Source organism: Streptomyces sp. NPDC041129 (genome assembly GCF_055592265.1).
Genome location: NZ_JBVIYV010000002.1, coordinates 516403 through 534367, shown reverse-complemented (window position 1 = coordinate 534367; position 17965 = coordinate 516403). Strand labels below are relative to the sequence as shown.

Genomic DNA, 17965 nt, shown 5'->3' with positions numbered 1-17965 from the left:
CCGAACCGATGGGTGATCTCTCCGTGGCCGGGCCGCTGTCCTTCGCTCAGCAGCGGCTGTGGTTCTTCGACCGGCTCATGCCCGGCAACCCCTTCTACAACCTCGCGTTCGCGCACCGGCTGACCGGGTCGCCCGACGTGCGCGCGCTGGAGCGCGCGTTCACCGAGATCGTGGCCCGCCACGAGGCCCTGCGGACCAGGTTCACGGACGACGGCGGAGCACCGCGCCAGGTGATCGACCCGCCGTACGCGGTGACCCTGGCCGTGGAGGACGCCGGGCGGGCGGAGGACCCGGTCGCGGAGGCCCACCGGCTGGCCGCCGAGGAGGCGCGCGAGCCGTTCGACCTGGCCAAGGGCAGGGTGCTGCGGGTACGTCTGGTGCGTCTCGCCGACGCCGACCACGTGCTGCTGGTGACCCTGCACCACATCGCCGGCGACGGCTGGTCGCTGGGCGTCCTGCAGTCCGAGCTGAGCGCGCTCTACGCTGCGTTCGGCTCGGGCCGGCCGTCCCCGCTGCCGCCGCTGGAGATCCAGTACGCGGACTACGCCGACTGGCAGCGGTCCTACCTGTCCGGTGAGGTGCTGGCCGAGCGGCTGGAGCACTGGCGGGAGCGCCTGCTCGGCATGCCCGCCGTGCTGGAGCTCCCGGCGGACCGCCCGCGGCCCCCGATGCCCGGCCACACCGCGGGGGTGGTGCCGTTCGAGGTGCCCGCCGAGGTGGCGCACCGGCTGCGGGCGATCGGCACGGAGCGCCATGCCACGCTGTTCATGGTGCTGCTGGCGGCGTTCGACGCGGTGCTGGCCGGGTACACCGGCGGCACCGACATCGTGGTCGGCGTGCCGGTCGCGGGCCGGGACCAGGCCGAACTCGAGGATCTCGTCGGCTTCTTCGTCAACAACCTCGTGACGCGGGTGGACTGCTCGGGCGATCCGACGTTCGGTGAGCTGGTGGAACGGGTGCGCGCGGTGTCGCTCGACGCCTTCGACCACCAGGACCTGCCGTTCGAGCGGCTGGTGGAGGAGCTCCATCCGGCGCGGGACACCAGCCGCAACCCGCTGACCCAGGTCGGATTCCAGCTTCTCCAGGAGAAGCACACGGGGCGCTCGCTCGATCTGCCGGGCCTTCGGTCCGCGCCGTTCGGCGACCACGGGGCCACGATCCACCTCGATGTGGAGATGTGCTGCTGGGAGACGCCCGACGGGCTCTCGGGAGAACTGATCTACGCGGCCGACCTGTTCGACCATTCGACCATGGAGCGGCTCGCACGGCACTTCGCCCATCTCCTGGACCGGGTGGGCGCCGACGTCCGGCTGTCGGAGCTGCCGCTGCTCACCGGCGAGGAGACCCGCCGTCAGCTCGTCGAGTGGAACGCAACGGAGCGGGAGTTCCCGGACCGGACCGTGGTGCGGCTCTTCGAGGAGCAGGCCGCGCGGACCCCGCGGGCGGTCGCGGTGTCGTACCGGGACAGCGCGCTGACGTACGCGGAGCTGAACGCGCGGGCCAACCGGTTCGCCCGGCGGCTGCGCTCGGCCGGTGTCGGCCCCGAGGTGGTCGTGGGACTGTGCGCGGAACGCGGGCTGGACCTGATGGTGGGCATGCTCGCCGTCCTGAAGGCCGGCGGCGCCTATCTGCCGCTCGACCCGGAGTACCCGGCCGAGCGGATCGCCTACATGCTCCAGGACGCCCGCTGCCCGTTCGTGGTCGTGCAGCGCGGACTCGACGTCGGCACCGGTGACGCCGAGGTCGTCCACCTCGACGAGGAGGCGGACCGGTCCTGGCCGGCGCACGATCTCGGTCTCGGGACGCACCCGGACAGCCTCGCCTACGTCATCTACACCTCGGGTTCGACCGGCCGTCCCAAGGGCGTCGAGGTCCCGCACCGGGGCGTGACCAGCATGATCCGCTTCCAGAGCAGGGAGTTCGGCCTCGGACCGCACTCCCGCGTGCTGCAGGTGGCGTCGATCTGCTTCGACGCCTCGGTGTCGGAGATCTGGATCACCTGGATCAGCGGCGGCGAACTGGTGGTCGCGCCCCGGCACCTGCTCGGCGGGGAGCTGTCCGCCCTGCTCGCCGAGCGGGAGATCACCCAGGTGGCGCTCGTGCCGTCGGTGCTGGCGACGCTGTCGGAGACCGTGCTGCCGCGCCTGGAGACCATCCTCATCGGCGGCGAGGCCGCCACCCCCGCCGTCGTGAACCGGTGGTCGAAGGGGCGGGAGCTGTTCAACGTCTTCGGTCCCACCGAGACCACGGTCAACGCCTCCTTCTTCCGCTGCGCCGGTGACGTCACCACCGCGCTGCCGATCGGCCGGCCCGTCGACAACACGCGGCTGTACGTGCTGGACGCCCTGCTGCGTCCGGTGCCGGTCGGGGTGGCCGGTGAGATCTACATCGGCGGTACCAACGTGGCCCGCGGCTATCTCGGCCGTCCGGGGCTCACCGCGTCGCGGTTCGTCGCCGACCCGTTCGCCGCCGACGGCTCGCGGCTCTACCGGACCGGCGACCTGGCCCGCTTCCTGCCGGACGGGAACATCGAGTTCCTCGGCCGCCTCGACGACCAGGTGAAACTGCGCGGCTTCCGGGTCGAGCTCGGAGAGGTGGAGGCGACGCTCTCCGAACACCCGGCGGTCGGGCAGGCCGCCGTCACGGTCCGCGAGGACGGCCACGGCGACCACCGCATGTACGCCTACGTGGTCCCCGCCGGACAGGCGCGCGCCGAATGGGCGGCGGACCCGCTGACGGCCGCGGAGCACGTCGCCGAACGGCAGCGGTTCTTCGACGAGGCCCACCGGGACGGCGGAGCCGGACAGCCGGCGAACCGCACCGCCCTGGACCGGATCGCGCCGCTGCGCCCGGACCGGCTGCTGGAGATCGGCTGCGGCGGCGGGGCGCTGCTGCGGGAGCTGTCGCCCTCGTGCGGCCAGTACGTGGCGACGGACTTCTCCTCGTCGGCGATCGACCTGCTGAGGTCCGCGCCGGACCTCGCCGGCGGGACCCGTCCGACGCTGCTGCACCGGGAGGCCACAGACTTCCGCGGCTTCCGCGACCGGTCCTTCGGGGCGGTCGTGATCGACTCCGTGCTCCGGCACTGCCCGTCGCTGGCCTACGCGGACGGCGTCGTCGGGCAGGCGCTGGGCGCGCTCCGCGACGGCGGTGTCCTCGTCGTCACGGACATACCGGAGAAAGCGGCAGACGGCGAACTCGCCATCGGTACGCGTTACTTCACGGAGCTCGCCGGCCGGTGGCCCAGGGCCGCCTCGGTGGAGCTGGTCCAGCGGGACGGCGTCTTCGACGTGGTCGTCACGGCCGGCCCCGAACCGGCGTCGGCGGCGGACGGGGCCGGCCAGCCGGACCTCGGCCCGGACCTGGCGAGCGATCCGCTGGGTGCCAGGCGCGCCGGGCTGCTGGCCCGGGAACTGCGCGAGTTCGTCCGGGCCCGGCTGCCGGAGTACATGGTGCCCTCCGGGGTCCTCGTGCTGGACAGCCTGCCGCTGTCGCCGAACGGCAAGGCCGACGTACGGGCGCTGCCCGTACCGGAGGCCGGGCCGTCGTCGGGCCGGGCCCCGTCGGGGCCCGCCGAGGAGGCCCTGTGCGCCCTCTTCGCCGAGGTGCTGGGGCAGGAGGCGGTCGGTCCCGACGACGCCTTCTTCGACCTGGGCGGGCACTCGCTGCTGGCGCTGCGCCTGCTCAACCTCATCGGCGAGCGGCTCGGTGCGCAGATCACCCTCGGCGCCCTGTTCCAGCGGCCGACTCCCGCCGCGCTCGCCGGACTTCTCATCCACTCACGCCAGGAGGCATGACATGACCAATCCGTTCGACGACGAGGACGGCGTGTTCTTCGTGCTGAGGAACGAGGAGGGCCAGTACTCGCTGTGGCCCCAGTCCATCGAGGTGCCGGCCGGCTGGACCGCCGTGCACGGCCCGGACGGCCGCCAGGCGTGCCTGGCGCTGATCGAGCAGGACTGGACGGACATGCGTCCGCGCAGCCTCGCTCTGGCGACGGACGCGGACCGGGCCGGCTGAGCCGGCGGGTGCGTCTCACGGAACAGGCCCGGGCCGGCCGCACGACGCGTGGCACACGCCATCGCGTCGCGCGGCCGGCCCGTCGGCCGACGCAGACACCGACGGGGGCCGCAGCGGTGGCCGGGGGAGAAACAGGATGACGGCGATCACGACCGAGGTCGCGGACGGGAACGGCGGGCCGGCCCACGGGAGGCGGGCTCCGGCGGACGCGCCGCGGGAGCTGGCCCTGCCGTTCGACCGGCCCCGGCCGCGCACCCCTGACCCGCGCACCGCACGCGTTCCCCTGGACATCGGGCCGGAGCTGCACGCCCGGGTCGGGGGACTGGCCGCCGCCGAGGGCGTGTCCCCGGTGACGGTGCTGCGGGCCGCGCTCGCCGCGCTGCTGTCCCGCCTCGGCGCGGGCACCGACATCCCGCTCGGCGGCAGCACCGCCGCGGGTGACCGCATCGTGGTGCGGGCCGATCTCTCGGGCGACCCCTCCTTCACCGAGTCGCTGGGCAGGCTGCACGAAGGCGCCGGGACCGCCACCCGGTACGACGAGCGCGTCGCGGCGGAGCCCCCGTCGCACCACTCGCCGGCCGTCCATCCGCTCTACCAGGTCGAGCTGGTCGTCGAGGAACCGGCCGCATCCGGGCTCGCGGGGGACCCGGCCGGGACGACCGCCGAACAGCCCACGGGCGGCGCGGCGTTCCCGCCGTGCGACCTGTCCTTCCGCCTGCGGCCGCACCTCGGGGCCGACGGCGGCCCGGCCGGGATGCGCGGCGTGCTCACCTTCGCGGCGGGCCTGTTCGACGAGGCGACCGCCGAGGCACTCGCCCGGCGTCTCGTACGGGTCCTCGGCCAGGCCGTGGCGCGTCCCGGCCTGCCGCTGAGCCGGATCGAACCGCTCGACGCGGCCGAACTGCACCGCCTGCTGGTGGACTGGAACGACACCGCCAGGGACGTGCCCGCGGCGACGCTGCCGGAGCTGTTCGAGGCCCAGGCGGAGCGCACCCCGGACGCCCTCGCCGTCGTCGACGGCCGGGTCCGGCTGTCGTACGGGGAGCTCAACGCGCGGGCCAACCGGCTGGCGCGGGTGCTCGTCGGGCACGGCGTCGGTCCCGAGTCACTGGTCGCGGTCGCGCTCGACCGCTCCGCCGAGCTGGTGGTGGCCCTGCTCGCCGTCGTCAAGGCGGGCGGGGCGTACGTGCCCGTGGACCCCGCGTACCCCGCCGAGCACATCGCCTATCTGCTCGACGACTCCGCTCCCGCCTGCCTGATCACCACCGGTGCCCTCCGCCCGCGTACCGCCGGCGCCCCCGGCACCACGACCGTCGTGCTGGACGACCCGCTGACCGAGGCGGCCCTGCTCGGCCGTCCCGGCACCGACCTCGGCCGGGCGGAGCGCACGGCCGAGTTGCGGCCGGCGCACCCCGCCTACGGCATCTACACCTCCGGCTCCACCGGCCGCCCCAAGGGCGTGCTGGTGACGCACGCGTCCGTGGACCGGCTGGTTCGCCGGACCGGCTACCTGGACATCGGCGCGGGTGACGTGGTCGGCCAGCTCGCCTCGCCGTCGTTCGACGCCACGACGCTCGAGGTGTGGGGCGCCCTGCTCAACGGGGCGGTGCTGGCGGTCGCGCCGCCGGGCGTGCTGTCGGTGGCGGAGCTGAAGGAGTTCACCGCCGGGCACGGGGTGACCGTCCTGTGGCTGACGGCGGGACTGTTCCACCAGGTGGTCGACACCGATGTGACCGCCCTGCGGGGGCTGCGCCACCTGCTGGCCGGCGGTGACGTGCTGTCGCCCGCGATGTGCGCGGCCGTCGTCGACGGGCTGCCCGGCGTCCGGCTCTCCAACGGGTACGGGCCGACCGAGAACACCACGTTCACCACCACGCACGACGTGCGCGGGACGGACCTCAGCGGCTCGGGCACGGTGCCCATCGGCAGGCCCGTCTCCGACACCCGGGTGTACGTGCTGGACGCCGCGCTGCGGCCGACGGCGCCGGGCGTGGCGGGTGAGCTGTACGTCGCGGGGGCCGGTCTGGCCCGGGGGTATCTGCGCCGCCCGGGGACGACGGCGGAACGCTTCGTCGCGAACCCGTTCGGCGAGCCCGGCGAGCGGATGTACCGCACCGGGGACGTGGTGCGGTGGACCACCGGAGGCGTGCTGGAGTTCCTGGGCCGTGTGGACGGCCAGGTCAAGCTCCGGGGCTTCCGGATCGAGCTGGGCGAGGTCGAGGCGGCCCTCGCCGGTCACCCCGGGGTGGGGCGTGCCGCCGTGGTGGTGCACGAGTCGGACTCCGGCGACAGGCGGCTGGTGGGCTATGTGGTGCCGCGGCCGGGGGCGGCGGGCGTCGAGGCCGCGGAGGTACGGGCCTTCGTCGCGCGGCGGCTGCCGGAGTACATGGTGCCCGGCGCCGTCGTGCCCCTGGCGGAGCTTCCGCTGACGGTCAACGGCAAGCTGGACCGGCGGGCCCTGCCCGTGCCGCGGTTCGCCCCTGTGACGGCCTACCGGGCGCCGGGCTCGGCGCGGGAGAAGGCCCTGTGCGAGATCTTCGCGGCCGTGCTGGACGTGGAGCGGGTCGGTCTCGACGACAACTTCTTCGAGCTGGGCGGGCATTCGCTGCACGTCACCCAGATCGTGTCCCGCATCCGCCGGGAGCTGTCGGTGGAGCTGCGGCCGCGCGTGATCTACGACATGCCGACGGTCGCGGGTGTGGCCGAGCGGCTGGGCACGGCCCGTCCGGCGCCGCCGCCGATCGTCCGGCGCCGGTCCGGATGAGACCGGGCCCGCGGGCCGCAACGCCGGCCGGGCCGTCGTCTCCTCCGGCACACGACACGCCGCCGCCCGCCTGAGGATCACCTCACGCGGGCGGCGGCGCTCGTCGTTCCCCGGCCGCTCAGTGACCGGCGCGTTTTCCAGCTTCGGCCAGCGGCGCCGAGGCCGCGGGCTCCTCCAGCAGGTTGTGGTCCTCCGGCCCGGCCAGCCAGCGCAGCAGGACGCCGGCCATGCCGGTCGTGACGACCGCCATGACGACCATCTGCGAGTACAGGCTGTTGTCGAGCATCCCGATCTGCAGGCCGACACCGAGCACGATGAGTTCGGTCAGGCCGCGGGTGTTCATCAGGGTGGCCAGGACCGCCGAGTGCCGCGAGGTCATCCCCTGGGTCCGCGCGGCGACGTAGGTACCGGCGACCTTGCCGAAGACCGCGGTGAGCACGATCAGCAGGAGTTCCAGCAGTCCGCTGAAGCCCATCGTGCTGAGGTCGACCTTGAAGCCGGAGACGACGAAGTAGACCGGCAGCAGGAAGGCGGTTCCCGTCCGGGAGTGCTGCATCAGCTCCTCACGGGCCTTCTCAGTGGCCTTCCGGGGGACGACCAGACCGAACATGAACGCCCCGAACACGAAGTGCAGGCCGATCAGTTCGGTCACCGCCGCCGAGGCGAACAGACCGGCCACCACCGTCACGAAGCGCGTCACGGTCAGCGGGACGGCCTCGCCTTCGTGGGTGAGCAGCCGCTTCAGCAGCGGCCTGACGACGAAGGCGAGCAGCGCGGCGAACGGCACCACCAGCACGGTCGTCCAGTGGGCGGAGCCGTTGCCGCCCACGATCGCCTGGACGATCGCCAGCATCGTCCAGGCGGCCAGGTCGCACGACGCGGCGGCGGACAGTGCGATCGAGCCGACCAGCGTCCGGTTCATCCGCCGGTCCACGAGGATCCTGGCGAGGACCGGGAAGGCCGTGATCGACATCGCCACCCCGAAGAACAGCACGAAGCCGAGGTGGTGCTTGCTGTGGTGGGTGCCGGCGAGGTGCAGCGCCAGCAGGGATCCGAGCCCGAACGGCACCAGGGCCGCGCTGAGCGCGGTGACACCGGTCACCCGGCCGAAGCCGCGCAGCCGCCCGTAGTCGAACTCCAGGCCCACCACGAACATGAACAGGACCAGGCCGACGTTGGCCAGGGCGCTCAGATACGGGCGGAGGTCCGTCGGGAACAGCGTGTCGGACAGGGAGCCGTGCAGGAGCGTGGGCCCCAGGAGGATGCCGGCGACTATCTCGCCGAGCACCGCGGGCTGTCCGAGCGCACGGGCGGCGCGCCCCGCGAGCTGGGCCACCAGGAGGATGAGAGCGAGGTCGAAGAACAGCAGCGCCACTTGGTTCTGGGTCATCTGCCCTCTCTTGGGTGGGAGTCGGTCAGAGCGAGGGCACGGCGCCACCGTCGCACCGCAGCGCGGTGCCGGTGACGTAGGAGGCGGCCGCACTGCAGAGGAAGGCCGCGACGGCGCCGAACTCGTCCGGCTGCCCGTACCGGCGGGCCGGGATGGCCGCCTGGGCCCGCGCCGCGAACTCCTCCACGCCGATGCCCTCACGGGCGGCCCGGTAGGTGTTCATCTGCACGGTGCGCGCGGTCTCGATGCGCCCGGGGAGCAGCATGTTGACGGTGACGCCGTCGCCCGCGACCTCCGTCGCGAGGGTCTTGAGGTATCCGCCCAGGGCGGCCCGGCCGATGTTGGACAGCGCCAGGCTGGGGATCGGGGTGACGACACCGATCGACGCGAGGGCGAGGACGCGCCCCCAGCCGCGTTCCCGCATGCCCGGCAGGACCAGGGACACCAGCCGCTGGTGGGGCAGGACCAGGGATTCCATCGCCGCGACGATGTCGGCGTCACCGATGTCCTGCGAGCCGCCGGGCGGCGGTCCTGGGCTGTTCAGGACCACGATGTCGGCCGGCCCGAAGGCCTCCTCGGTGGCGGCGACCAGCCGGGCCGGCCCGTCCGGTGCCACCAGGTCGATCTCGACGCCGATCGCCTCGGGGAGCTGCGCCGCGATCTCCTTGGCGACGTCCCCGCGCCGCCCGCAGACCACCACGCGGGCCCCTTCGGCGGCGAGGGCCCGTGCGGTGGCCTCACCGAGTCCGGCGGTCGATGCGCAGACGATCGCGACGCGCCCTCGGATACCAAGGTCCATGGGGTTGATTACCTCCTAGGCATAGGTGAGGAGCCGAGTTTCCGTACGGGAGGGTCGATTCGGGTACGGGAGTCGGCTCGGGGTAGGGAATGTCGTTTCCGGTCGGTGCGGAAGGAAGGTGCTCCGGGCGAGGGAGCGGACGGCCGGTGGAGGCCCGCGTCAGCCGACGTCCATCACGACGGTCTTCGCCTCGGTGAAGAACTCACGGGAGTGGCCGCCGCCCTCGCGGCCGATGCCTGAACGGCCGAAGCCGCCGAAGGGCGAACGCAGGTCGCGCACCCAGAAGCAGTTGACCCAGACGTTGCCCGCCCGCAGCCGTCCGGCGACCCGGTGCGCGCGCGCCAGCCGGCTGGTGAACACCATGGCGGAGAGGCCGTAGGGGGTCGCGTTGGCGATGCGTACGGCCTCCTCCTCGGTGTCGAAGGGGTGCACCGTGACGACGGGTCCGAAGACCTCCTCCCGGCAGACGGCGGCGTCGGGAGCGGCGTCCACGACCACGGCCGGGGCCACCCACCAGCCGTCCCGGGGGCCTCCGGTGAGCAGCGCGGCGCCCTCCTCGGCGGCCCGGCGCAGATGCCCGGTGACCTTGGCGTGGTGCTCCTCGGAGGAGAGCGGCCCGATGTCGGTCCCCGGCTCGCGCGGGTCGCCCAGGCGCAGTCCCTCCGCCCGCTCGACCAGCGCCGCGACGACCCGGTCGTGGACGTCGCGGTGGACCAGGACGCGGGACCCCGCGAGGCAGATCTGGCCGGCGTTGGAGAAGGCCGCGTCGGCCGCGACGGCCACGGCCCGGTCGATGTCGGCGTCGTCGAAGACGATCGAGGCGCCCTTGCCGCCGAGTTCGAAGCTGACGGCCCGGACCCCGTCGGCGGCGGACCGCATGATCGCCTCTCCGGTGCGGGTCTCCCCGGTGAAGGTGATCAGGTCGACGCCCTGGTGGGAGACCAGGGCCTCGCCCGCGCCGGCGGGTCCGAGGCCGTGCACGACGTTGAGCACGCCGGGCGGCAGACCGGCCTCGACGGCGAGTTCGGCGAGCCGGGTGGCGGAGGCGGGGCTCTGCTCGGCGGGCTTGAGGACGACGGTGTTGCCGTAGGCGAGGGCCGGCGCGATCTTCCACGTGGCCTGCATCAGCGGGAAGTTCCAGGGGGACACAGCGGCCACCACACCCGCCGGTTCGTGGCGGGTGTAGACGTGGTGGCCGGGGTGACCGGGGAACGAGGCGTCGGCGGCGAGGCGCGCGTCGTCGGCGAAGAAGCGGAAGTTGGCCGCGGCGCGCACCACGTCGTTGTCGCGCGTGGCCGTGAGCGGGCGCCCCATGTCGCGGGTGTCGAGCAGGCCCAGCTCCGCCGCGTGGGCCTCCAGCACGTCGGCGAAGGCGTGCAGGACACGGGACCGCTCCGGCTGCGTCATCCGGGGCCAGGGCCCCTCGTCGAACGCCTCGCGGGCGGACCGGACGGCCCGGTCGACGTCCACCGCCGAGCCGAGGGCCACCTCGGCCCAGGCCGTACGGGTGGTGGGGTCGACGGAGACCATGGTGGCGCCGTCGGCGGAGCCGGTGGTCTCGCCGCCGATGACATGACCGAACCGTTCGAGCGCGGTCATGACGCGCCGTTCCGGTGGGTGGGCGCCGCGGTCACGACTCGACCTGGACGATCATCTCGATCTCCACGGCGAAGTCATGGGGCAGCGCGATCGCGCCGATGGCCGAGCGCGCGTGCCTACCCGCCTCGCCGAACAGCTCGACGAGCAGGTCGGAGGCCCCGTTGATGACCTGCGGGCCGCGGTCGAAGCCGGGTTGACAGTTGACGAACCCGAGCAGCTTCACGATCCGCTTCACGCGGTCGAGGGAGCCGAGTTCCTCCCGGACGAGGGCGAGCAGGCGCAGCGCGGCCTCGCGGGCGGCCAGCCGGGCGGTGTCCTCGTCGATGTCGACGCCGATCTTGCCCCGGATGTCGTGGCTGCCCTGTCCGGACACGAACAGCAGGTCGCCGACGCGCACGGTGCTCAGGAAGTTTCCGGTCCGCCCCGGAGCGGGCGGGAACGACAGCCCGAGCTCCTCGAAGCGCGCCTCCGTCGATGCGGTGTCAGTACTCAATGTCGAACCTCGGTCGTGTGTGGGCGTTCCCGGCCGATGGGGCCGGGTCATGACGCTGGTCACCGGGCTGCCGCGGTCAGCAGCGCGGAGGCGTTGCCGGACAGGATCGCCGTCTTGACGTCCTCGTCGAGCGAGGACCGTTCGACGGCGTCCCCCGGGCGCTCCTCGCCGAACGGGAAGGGGTAGTCGGTGCCGAGCACGATGTGGTCCCAGCCGATCCGGCCCGCGACGAGCCGCAGGTTGGCCTCGTCGCCGGCGAGCGAGTCGGCCCACAGCCGCCGGGCGATCGCCCCCGGGGTCTCGTCCGCGCCGCCCCGCTTGTCGGGCCAGGTCGCCCAGCCCCGGTCGATGCGCGGCAGCAGCCAGGCGAGGGCGCCGGCTCCGTGCGCGAGCAGTACGCGCAGGGCGGGGTTCGCGCTCAGCACGCCGCCGTGCAGCAGGGCGAGCGCCGCGTACGCGGTCTCGGTGGGCATGCCGACGGTGTACATGGCGTTGTAGCGGGTCAGCCGGTCGGCGGAGCGTACGTCCCAGGGGTGGACCAGCACCGGCACGTCCAGCTCGGCGATGGCCTCGAAGACCGGCCTCAGCAGCGGGTCGTCGAGTTCGCGGCCGGCGATGTTGGTGCCGATCTCCACTCCGCGCAGGCCCAGTTCGCGCACCGCGCGCTCCAGTTCCGCGACGGCGAGGTCCGGGTCGCCCATCGGGAGGGTGGCCAGGCCGGTGAAGCGGTCCGGCGCGTGCCGCACCATCTCGGCGATGCCGTCGTTGACGTGCCGGGCCATCTCCGCCGCCTGCCGGGGCGGCGCCCAGTAGCTGAACATCACCGGGGTGACGGACAGCCACTGGCCGGCCACGCCCGACGCGTCCATCTGCTCGATCCTCGCCGCCGGGTCCCAGCAGGTGTGCGGGACCGTGCGGAAGTGCTTGCCGCTCACGAACAGGTCGGCGGTGCAGTCGTCGACCGCGCGCCGGACGGGCCAGCGGGCGTCGCCGTAGCGCTCGGCGAGGTCCGGCCAGTGCCGGGGCAGCGTGTGGGTATGGCAGTCGACCAGCCGGGGCCGGGCGCCATCCGTCATGCCGGCCCCTCCATGACGAACGGGCCCGGCTTGGCGAGGACGTGTCCGCAGGAGCGGCAGGTGCGGCGGTCCTCGGAGGCCTGGAACTCGTTGAGCAGCGGCATCAGGGACTCGATCATCTGCGAGGACTCCATGGTCACCCGCTCGATCAGCGCGTCGCACCGGTCGCAGTACCACTCCACGGCCTCGGTGTCCCCGGGCTTGCGGCGGACCTCGACGACGATGCCCCAGGTGCCCTCGGGGCGCAGCGGCGAGTGGGCGGTGCCCGCGGGCACGACGAACAGCTCGCCCTCGTGCACGAGGTTGCGCCGCGGCTCGCCGCCCTGCTCCCGGGTGTCGACCCGGATGGTGCCCTCCACCTGGAGGAAGAGCTCGTCGTACGGGTTGACGTGGAAGTCGTTGCGGCTGTTGGGGCCGCGAACCAGCACGACCTCGAAGTCGGAGTCCGGATAGAGCGACTTGGCGGCCAGCGCGCCGGGGAAGGCGGCGCTGCCGGCCTTGCGGAGCTGCTCGACGGAGACGATGCCCGGGCGGGCGTCGGTCTGCTCGGTCTGCTCGGTCATGTTGTGGGACCCCCTGTCACCCCGACCTCTGTACCGAGACCGTGGAATCTCTGGCTGTAGTAGAGGAGCGGCTCGGCCTCGCTGCCGGCCTCGTCCGCCCAGCGGATCGACTCGATGTGCCCGATGAGGAGGGCGTGCGTGCCGTGCTCCACGGACTCCGCGACCCGGCACTCGAAGGAGGCCAGGGCGGTGCCGAGCACGGGCACGCCCAGCGTTCCCGGTGACCAGTCACCGCTGCTGAATCGTTCCGCTCCGAAGGTGCCGTGCAGGCCGGCGAACATCCGCGCGACCTCGAGGTCGTCGCCGGCCAGGACGTTGACGGAGAACACCCCGTTGTGCACGAGCCGTTCCCGGGTGCCGGCCGCGTGGTTGAGGCAGACGACCAGGCTCGGCGGCTCGGCGCAGAGGGAGCACACCGCGGTCGCGGTCATGCCCCGCCAGCCGGCCGGGTCGGCGGCGGTTCCGGTGGCGATCACGCTCACCCCGCCGGCCAGCCGGCTCATGCCGAGCCGGAAGTCGGAGATGGTCACACCCGGAGTCGTCGTGGCGCTCACGACGGGGAGCCGGGCACGTCGGACGGGTGCGTGTACGAGTCCAGCAGTCCGTCCACGATGCCGTGGAAGTGGTCCCAGGGGGCCTCGCGGTAGTTGTGGCCCCGCACGATGAACCCGGCACCGGCGTAGAACTTCTCGTACTGCTGGTGGCGGCCGGCGAACTCGCTGCCCACGAAGTCCCAGGCCAGCTTGTGCAGCTTCATCCGCTCGACGGCGGCGAGCTGCGGTGTGTGCCAGAACTCCTCGAAAGTCCGCCGCAGTTCGTCGTCCTCCAGGACGGAGCAGTCGGCCGGGAACTGCAGCGCCCCACCGCCGCACAGCTCGCGCAGGACGTCGATCAGCTCGGAGTAGTGCTCGACGCACCAGTTCATGGCGGCGTACATGGAACGCCGGTTGTAGGTGACGTATCCGTCCCCCCAGGGCTCCGCGCCCCAGAGCTGGCCGTCGATGAGCCCCGCGAGCAGCGCCTCCTGCGAGGCGAGCCGGCCGAGCTTCTCCCGGACGGCCGGCACCTGCTCGGCACCCGTCGACTGCGCGATGCGGCTCGCGACGCCCAGCAGCAGTTCGAGCTTCGCGTGGAAGCGGACGTTGGACTGGTGGTTGCCGTAGGCGTGCGCCGGGGTGCGGAAGTACAGCTCCCGGGAGAGCGGCACGTTGTTGTGCACGAAGACGCGTTCCCACGGGATGTGCACGTTGTCGAAGAGGACCATGGCGTCGGTCTCGTCGAACCGCCGGCTGAGCGGGGCGTCGAACTCCTCGGCCGTGGAGGTGCCGAGCGGTTTGCGCGACCACAGCGACACGCCGGGCGCGTTGCAGGGCACCGCCATGGTGATCGACTCGGCCTCGTTCTCCGGGGCCAGGGGGAGGATGTTGCCGATCCAGATCTCGTTGGCGAGGACCGCCCCGGTCGCCAGCATCTTCATGCCGTGCACGATCACGCCCGCGTCGTCCTCGCCGACGACCCGGAGGGTCGGAATCGGGAGGTTCTCACGTTCGTAGAATTTGGGATCGCGGGCCGCCTGAGGAGCGACGATCGCATGCGCCGCGTAGACGTCGTTGTCGCGCATATGGCGCCAGTAGGCGACGACCCGGTCGGCCGTGTCATTGAAGACTTCAGGCGATACGGCCATGCCGGTGACGAAGCTCGCGACGTAATCCGGAGAGCGGCCGAGCAGGCCGTAACTCAGGTCGGCAATCCGCTTGTGAGCAGCCGATCGCTTTGCCAGATCGTCACGGCTCCTCGCCCGCATGAAATACGAGCTGTGCCTTTCGCCGTCCTCCACATACGTCATTACTTCACTGTTGGCGGGGTCCGCCTTCAGGTCGTAGAGATCGGAGATCGTCTGAGCCGCACGCGCGAAAGCCGGGTGTGTGGTCACATCTTCAACAAGCGTCCGGCCGATGTAGACACGACGGCCGTCACGCAGGCTCTCGAGGTGTTCCTTGCCAGTCTTCAACACCCGATGGAGCAAACCACATGTTCCAGCATGTGGCTAGACCTTGACGATCTTCGTGCGAGGACACTCGAACCCTCAACACCCCCTAGGAGCTGGGGAAATGACTGACAGCTCAGCGCTCAACAACCTCCCTCGGCTCGATCGGAGGGAAATATTCCGCCCGATCCGGCCGCTTTACTCCCGTTGTTCACCACCGCATCTTGAGCCAGTCGCCACACAAAGTTCATGCCCCCGGCTCAACTCGGGCACGAACCACCCGGAAACCACTGCGGCGGGCCCTTCAAACACCGCCCACGGCAACCCATTTGCGGACGCCGACGCACACCCTGGACGCCATGGCCGAGGCACGGGTATCACAGTCAAAAGCGACAACCGGCGTCGCGCGATCTCCCCCGGGAAGCGAACGCAGGAATACGGAGCGGGCCATTCCGTCAACACCCCGAAAGACACTTGACGTTGCTCGGGACCGCTGGTTGTATCGCATAAGCCGCCTTGGGGGGTGGCAGGTGGCATCTCGCGGTCGCAGCCGCTTCTCAACTACTCAGCGCATCTTGTACAGCGCCAACTAGGTCCAACGGGGTCGTAAGAATCATCCATGGCCCCGGTGTGCGGAATTCCGCAACATGCCGGCACGTACGAACGGGGTCTTCGAGTCAGCCATGGAATATCTCAATGGCCAGCCATTGACGGACGAAAGTCCCGCCGAATCGCCCGCCGTGGGACACGCTGCCGAGGGAACCCCGTTCGCGAGTTACGTCGGCAGCGACACGCTGCTGTCCCTGCAGCGCACCCGCACCGGCGCCGAGACCGAACCGTCCTTCCTGATCATCACTCAGGTGATGGAGCTGCTGTTCAAGCTCGCGTACACCGAAGCCGTGCGCGCGCGGGAGCAGCTCGAACGCGACGACCTTCCGGGAGCCCTGCGCACACTTGGCCGGCTCCGCAAAACCTGTGTCTCGCTGCACGGCACCTGGGAGGCGCTCGGTTCGATGAGCCCGACCGAGTACGCCGAATTCCGTGACGCGCTCGGCGACGGCTCAGGATTCCAGTCCTACATGTACCGGCACATGGAGTTCGTCCTCGGCCACAAGGCCCCGCCGATGGCCGAGCTGCACCGGGGCCACGAGCGTGTCCACCGCGAACTCCTCGCGACGCTGGGCGAGATGAGCCTCTACGACGCCGCCCTGCGCCTGCTGTGGCGCCGCGGGCTGCCGGTCCCGCCCAGCAGCGTGGAACGGGACTGGAGCCTGCCGCATCCCGAGCAGGACGAGGTCGTGGCCGTCTGGCACACCGTGTACACGGAGCAGGAGAAGCACGCCGACCTGTACGTGCTGGCGGAGGCCCTGGTGGACGTCGCCTTCGAACTCGGCCGCTGGCGCGCGACCCACCTGCTGACCGTGGAACGCCTCCTCGGCTCGAAGACGGGCACCGGCGGCACCTCCGGGGTCACCTTCCTGCGCCGGGCAGCCGAACACCGCTTCTTCCCCGAGCTCTGGGCGGTCAGAGCGGACCTCTGAGCCACCGCCGGAACGACCCGGCGGCCGGCCCGGGCCGCGGACGGGGCCGGGCGCGATCCGCCGGGGCCCCCCAACCGCGCCGTACACCTCCGGACCACCACGTCCGGTGCACGACTCTCCGAAGGCAGGTCTCCCAATGATCAAGAACGTTGTCATCGTCGGTGGCGGAACCGCCGGCTGGATGACCGCCAGCTACCTCAAGGCGACCTTCGGGCCGAACGTCTCCGTGACGCTGGTCGAGTCGAAGAACATCCCGACCATCGGTGTCGGCGAGGCGACGTTCAGCACGGTCCGCCACTTCTTCCAGTACCTGGGCCTGCAGGAGCACGAGTGGATGCCGGAGTGCAGCGCCACCTACAAGCTGGCCATCCGGTTCGAGAACTGGCGTGAGCCCGGCCACCACTTCTACCACCCGTTCGAGCGCACCCGGGTCGTCGACGGCTTCCCCATCACCGACTGGTGGCTGCGCGGGGGCCCGTCCGACCGCTTCGACGACGACTGCTTCGTCATCCCGGCGCTCTGTGAGCAGAAGTCCTCGCCGCGCTACCTGGGCGGCGAGATCTTCGAGCAGCGCGAGGACCGGCTCGGCAGCGGTTCGGAGCCGGTGGGCCGCAGCACCATGAGCGAGCAGCAGACGCAGTTCCCGTACGCGTACCACTTCGACACGGTGCTGCTGGCGAAGTTCCTCACCAAGTACGGCACCGACCGCGGGGTGCGCCACATCCTCGACGACGTCACCGACGTGGCGCTCGACGAGCGGGGCTGGATCAGCCACGTCGGCACCGCCGAGCACGGCGAGCTGCACGGCGATCTGTTCATCGACTGCACCGGCTGGCGCGGGATGCTGCTGAACCAGGCACTCGAGGAGCCGTTCCTGTCCTACCAGGACACCCTGCCCAACGACCGGGCCGTGGCCCTGCGGGTGCCCGTGGACGCCGCCGAGCGCGGCATGCGCCCGTGCACCACGGCGACCGCCCAGGACGCGGGCTGGATCTGGACGATCCCGCTGTTCGACCGCATCGGCACCGGCTACGTGTACGCCGGTGACTACATCACCCCGGACGAGGCCGAGCAGGCCCTGCGCGACTACGTCGGCCCGGAGGCGGAGGGTGTGGAGGCCAACCACATCCGGATGCGGATCGGCCGCACCCGCAACACCTGGGTGCGCAACTGCGTCGGCATCGGCCTGACCGCCGGCTTCGTCGAGCCGCTGGAGTCCACCGGCATCTTCTTCATCCAGAACGGCATCGAGCAGCTGGTCAAGCACTTCCCGGACCAGAACTGGAACGAACAGCTCCGCGTCTCGTACAACAACCACATCGCCCGGATGATGGACGGTGTCCGCGAGTTCCTGGTCCTGCACTACTACGCGGCCCGGCGCCAGGACAACCAGTACTGGAAGGACACCAAGACCCGTCCGCTGCCGGACGGTCTGGCCGAGCGGCTCGAGCTGTGGCAGGCGAAGCTGCCCGACCGCGAGTCGGTCTTCCCGCACTACCACGGCTTCGAGCCCTACTCGTACCACGCCATGCTGCTGGGCCTCGGCGGTGTGCCGCTCCAGTCCTCGCCGGTCCTCGGCGCCATGGACCCGGCCGCCGCGGCGAAGGAGATGCGGACCATCCGCCAGGAGGCGCGGGACCTCGTCGCCAAGCTGCCGAGCCAGTACGAGTACTTCGCCCACATGCGCCAGGCGCGCTGACCGCCCTGGCCCTCCCGGCCCAGAGCAATCCCCC

The 17965-nt window shown here is 71.8% G+C and carries 13 protein-coding genes; 5 read left to right on the top strand and 8 right to left on the bottom strand.

The genetic code is table 11. From position 1 onward, the window contains the following. Nucleotides 1-8 precede the first annotated feature (8 nt). From ACZ6B1_RS10600 to ACZ6B1_RS10590, 3 genes are all read left to right on the top strand, one after another. On the top strand, nt 9-3797 hold the full coding sequence (locus tag ACZ6B1_RS10600) for a non-ribosomal peptide synthetase (protein WP_468776791.1): 3789 nt from the start codon (nt 9-11) through the stop codon (nt 3795-3797). Between the two features lies 1 nt (nt 3798). Next, nucleotides 3799-4020: an MbtH family protein gene (locus ACZ6B1_RS10595; RefSeq protein ID WP_468776789.1), complete on the top strand. Its 222-nt coding sequence runs from the start codon at nt 3799-3801 to the stop codon at nt 4018-4020. Nucleotides 4021-4156: 136 nt separating this feature from the next. Further along, complete coding sequence (locus tag ACZ6B1_RS10590) at nt 4157-6784, top strand: non-ribosomal peptide synthetase (RefSeq protein ID WP_468776788.1); 2628 nt, start codon at nt 4157-4159, stop codon at nt 6782-6784. Nucleotides 6785-6902: 118 nt separating this feature from the next. Here the strand turns inward: ACZ6B1_RS10590 and ACZ6B1_RS10585 are convergent, their stop codons facing one another. The 8 genes from ACZ6B1_RS10585 to ACZ6B1_RS10550 all read right to left on the bottom strand — a co-directional run bounded on the left by ACZ6B1_RS10585 (nt 6903) and on the right by ACZ6B1_RS10550 (nt 14718). Further along, on the bottom strand, nt 6903-8174 hold the full coding sequence (locus ACZ6B1_RS10585; RefSeq protein ID WP_468776786.1) for a cation:proton antiporter domain-containing protein: 1272 nt from the start codon (nt 8172-8174) through the stop codon (nt 6903-6905). 25 nt (nt 8175-8199) lie between these two features. Then, nucleotides 8200-8973 (bottom strand): SDR family oxidoreductase, encoded by a 774-nt coding sequence (locus tag ACZ6B1_RS10580; protein ID WP_468776784.1) that lies wholly within the window; start codon nt 8971-8973, stop codon nt 8200-8202. A 159-nt stretch (nt 8974-9132) separates the two neighbouring features. Beyond that, nucleotides 9133-10572, bottom strand: a complete 1440-nt coding sequence (locus ACZ6B1_RS10575; protein WP_468776783.1) for an aldehyde dehydrogenase — start codon at nt 10570-10572, stop codon at nt 9133-9135. A 31-nt stretch (nt 10573-10603) separates the two neighbouring features. Next, a complete protein-coding gene (locus ACZ6B1_RS10570; protein WP_468776781.1) occupies nt 10604-11065 on the bottom strand; it encodes a RidA family protein in 462 nt (153 codons plus the stop codon). Nucleotides 11066-11124: 59 nt separating this feature from the next. Beyond that, nucleotides 11125-12141 (bottom strand): amidohydrolase family protein, encoded by a 1017-nt coding sequence (locus tag ACZ6B1_RS10565; protein WP_468776779.1) that lies wholly within the window; start codon nt 12139-12141, stop codon nt 11125-11127. Then, complete coding sequence (locus ACZ6B1_RS10560) at nt 12138-12704, bottom strand: 3-hydroxyanthranilate 3,4-dioxygenase (RefSeq protein WP_468776778.1); 567 nt, start codon at nt 12702-12704, stop codon at nt 12138-12140. Before ACZ6B1_RS10560 ends, ACZ6B1_RS10565 begins: the two co-directional genes overlap by 4 nt. Then, nucleotides 12701-13258, bottom strand: a complete 558-nt coding sequence (locus ACZ6B1_RS10555; protein WP_468776776.1) for a flavin reductase family protein — start codon at nt 13256-13258, stop codon at nt 12701-12703. The genes ACZ6B1_RS10560 and ACZ6B1_RS10555 overlap by 4 nt, the downstream gene beginning before the upstream one ends. Then, complete coding sequence (locus tag ACZ6B1_RS10550; RefSeq protein ID WP_468776774.1) at nt 13255-14718, bottom strand: 4-hydroxyphenylacetate 3-hydroxylase family protein; 1464 nt, start codon at nt 14716-14718, stop codon at nt 13255-13257. Before ACZ6B1_RS10550 ends, ACZ6B1_RS10555 begins: the two co-directional genes overlap by 4 nt. 713 nt (nt 14719-15431) lie before the next feature. Here ACZ6B1_RS10550 and ACZ6B1_RS10545 point away from each other — a divergent pair. Both ACZ6B1_RS10545 and ACZ6B1_RS10540 read left to right on the top strand, forming a co-directional pair. Continuing rightward, nucleotides 15432-16232 carry a tryptophan 2,3-dioxygenase gene (locus tag ACZ6B1_RS10545; RefSeq protein WP_468776773.1) on the top strand — a complete coding sequence of 267 codons (801 nt, stop codon included), beginning with the start codon at nt 15432-15434 and terminating at the stop codon, nt 16230-16232. Between the two features lie 136 nt (nt 16233-16368). Continuing rightward, nucleotides 16369-17931, top strand: coding sequence for a tryptophan halogenase family protein (locus ACZ6B1_RS10540; RefSeq protein WP_468776771.1), 1563 nt, complete (start codon nt 16369-16371; stop codon nt 17929-17931). Nucleotides 17932-17965: the final 34 nt, after the last annotated feature.